General features: G+C 51.7%; 1 protein-coding gene and 1 pseudogene. One reads left to right on the top strand and one right to left on the bottom strand.

The genetic code is table 11. The annotated features are described in order from the left end of the window. Nucleotides 1-359 precede the first annotated feature (359 nt). Nucleotides 360-1,682: a DUF1501 domain-containing protein gene (locus Q0668_RS22095; RefSeq protein WP_298868645.1), complete on the bottom strand. Its 1,323-nt coding sequence runs from the start codon at nucleotides 1,680-1,682 to the stop codon at nucleotides 360-362. Nucleotides 1,683-2,321: 639 nt separating this feature from the next. Between Q0668_RS22095 and Q0668_RS22090 the strand changes: the two are divergent. Continuing rightward, a pseudogene (locus Q0668_RS22090) lies at nucleotides 2,322-3,390 on the top strand (hypothetical protein); the annotation flags it as partial.

Below are 3,390 nucleotides of genomic sequence, written 5' to 3'. Positions count from 1 at the left end.
CTTTAACGAGATCGGTATTAACCGCGGCTAATGCCTTGCGGCTGATCTTGTTTTTTGATCATTAGCCAAAGGGCATTGCGTTGTTTGATCATTAGCCGAATGGCGTTAGCCACGGTTCCTCCCAAGCTACAAAGAACGATTGAAAATAAGAAACACTACCGAGCCGCCGTTAGCAACATAAATGGCACAAGCATCCCCATAACATCAAAACACAGGTAGCCCTGATTCAAATTCGGACCTAGCACAGCGAGCAGGAAACTGCCAGAGCAACAAATCGTTTCGTGTCTTTCGTGCTTTTCGTGGTAGAAAATAATCCACAATGAAATCAACCCACGCACAGAGATGCCACCCGATGTCATTCAGATCAATTCGGTAATCAATTCCCGGCGTTCAAGAATATAACGGGGCCTTCCGCTATGATCCGGGAACGTTGTGGCAGGGTCGATTCCCAGATGGCGATAAAGCATCGCCAGCACATTTTCTGGACGATAGGGGGCATCTGCCGGTGTGCCACCCTGTTCATCGGAAGCGCCAATCACCTGACCGGTTTTGATTCCGCCACCCGCCAGGGCAACGCTCATCACACGCCCCCAATGGTCGCGCCCCGCAGTCCGATTGAATTTCGGGGTTCGGCCAAATTCGCCCATGGCAACGACCATCACTTTTTTGTCGAGACCACGTTCATGCAGGTCTTCCACGAGGGCAGCAAACGCACGGTCATAAGGGATGCCCTTTTCCCGCATTCGCTTGACCAGATCACGATGATCATCCCAGCTGGGTCCGGTCACGCGAACCGAAGCAACAGTCACACCATGCTCCACCAGCCTGCGGGCGAGCAAGATGTTCTGGCCAAAAGCATTCATTCCGTACCGGTCGCGCGTTTTCTGATCTTCCTGAGAGAGATCAAACGCCTTGCGTGCAGAATCACCTGCCACCATCTCAAAGGCTTCTTTGGTGTATTGATCAATCGCATCGCAGACCCCGTTGTTGTCAATAATTTCGCGTGTCGCATCAAAGCCCTGCAGTAAGGCCTTGCGATCCTGCATGCGCTCGGCAGTCAGACCGCGTAATAAGGTGAGGTTGGGAACACTGAAGTTTTTATCATCCGCATCGCGCGCGGTGATGAAAGGATTAAAGCCCTTACCCAACCAGGCAGCACGACCAAAACGCATATCACGCGGCAAAGAGACATACGCCGGAATTCCCTCTGCGTTACTGCCGCGCACTTTGGATGTAATACATCCAATACTCGGCATCTCGTTTTCCCGACTCTGACGATCTCGCAGGTAATATCCGGTCTGGGTCAAATGGCTGCTGGTGCTATGGCTTCCTGAATCGTGATGAATCGAACGGATAATGGCCATTTTATCCAGCACACGCGCCTGTTCTTGCATGAACTCACTGAACTGCACTCCGGGAACTGCTGTGTTGATCGGACTGAGCGGACCACGGTAATCGGCAGGCGCATTCGGCTTGGGATCATAGGTTTCATGCTGTGACGGCCCACCAGCCAGTTCAAGAAAGATGATGGCCGTATCCTGCTTTGAATTTCCGCTTTCAGCGGCTTGCGCCTTGAGGCGAAGAATCTCGGGGAGAGAGAGTCCCATCAAGCCGGTCAAACCAGCTTTCACAACGGACCGTCGTGAGATCCCATCGCAAAATTCTGTCGAGCGTCGAGACATTCCTGCTCCTTTCCCTGGAGTTTCTGGCGGGAGTGATGCGGGTTTAGCAATCATTGACTGCAGGGGAGACAATTACATATCAACGCTTGATAATATATCTTAACTCGGACTTCACATCAACACTTGTTAATATATCTAAGTCGGGATTCTCAGAATTTCCAACCGGAGGAGAGCTACAAGGGCAGACACAATAGGGAAGACCCTAAAAGGGTCAGCGACTGTCTTAAAAATTGTCAAGTAGAGAGAAGATTTTGATTCCATGTTTGATTGTTTTTCATCATCGAGTTCAAGATGCTGAAAAATTGGCTAACACAAACGTATTTCGGTAACCGCAGTCAGTCTTGTGCCAGTTACGTGCGAGGCTCCTGTTCAAGCTTTTGACCATAGATGATGAATTTTGTGGTGAAATTCTGGCGACTCAGGCAGGCAGAAAAGGGACGGTGGTGCATTGTTCTGGTGCAGCCATAATGCACTATCCGACCGTGATTCTACCGAATCCGTGTTACTAACATCTCGCATAAACTAGTTGTGACTAATTGATTTGCTTGATAGACTGGTGAACTTATCTGCTCGATTCAAATACCAATTACCATCCATAAAAAATACAATAGAAGAATTCTTCTGGAGAGTTTAACTTAAATGCGTTCGAAACAAAGCTTAATCGAAAGATCGTCCTGCTTCTCCAGAGATGTACGGGAAAAAATATTTCAATTGTGGCGACGCTGTACCGTCCCGGCTGTGAAGCATCGATCGCGGCCGTTATTTCACCAGATTGAATACCTGGAAGATCGCACGCTGCTCACTGCAGCGTTCTCTGACTTTGTCGATCCCAACCCGAGTGCAAACAATGGATTCGGCGACACGGTTGTGGCGTTGAGCACAGGCAATGTCGTCATCACTTCCCCTTACGCCGATGTGGGGGGTACCGATACGGGTGCCGTCTATTTGTTTAACGGTGCAACGGGTGTGTTGATCAGCACACTCACCGGGTCAACCGACAATGACAATGTGGGTCGTGATGGTGTGACGGCGCTCACGAACGGGAACTACTTGGTGAACAGTGCTTTATGGGACAACGGTGCGGCCACTAACGCGGGTGCTGTGACGTTCGGAGACGGGACCACGGGGGTAAGCGGGATAGTCTCCGACACCAACAGTCTCGTCGGGTCAACCGCAAATGACCAAGTGGGCCAAGGTGATGATGTGACGGGGCTGATGAACGGGAATTACGTGGTGCGCAGTCAATACTGGGACAACGATTCAGTCTCTGATGCTGGTGCTGTGACGTTTGGAAACGGAACCACGGGCGTGAGTGGTGAGATATCGGTTGCCAACAGTCTCATCGGGTCAACCGCATCTGACCAGGTGGGCTCTGGTGGCGTGACGGCGCTCACGAACGGGCATTACGTAGTGGGCAGTTCTAGCTGGGACAACGGGAACGTCACAAACGTGGGTGCGGTAACGTTCGGAGACGGGACCACGGGTGTGAAAGGTTTGGTATCGGCAGCGAACAGTCTCCTCGGATCAGTCGCATCTGACGAAGTGGGCTCTGGTGGCGTGACGGCGCTGACGAACGGGAATTACGTAGTGGGCAGTTCTAGCTGGGACAGCGGGAACGTCACAAACGTGGGTGCGGTAACGTTCGGAGACGGGACCACGGGCGTGAGTGGGGTGGTATCGGCCGCAAACAGTCTCGTCGGGTCAACCA

Origin of the sequence: uncultured Gimesia sp. (assembly GCF_937910335.1) — a bacterium.
Lineage (GTDB): Bacteria > Planctomycetota > Planctomycetia > Planctomycetales > Planctomycetaceae > Gimesia.
The sequence above is the reverse complement of the archived record's forward strand: the minus strand, read 5'-3'. Positions and strand labels throughout refer to the sequence as shown.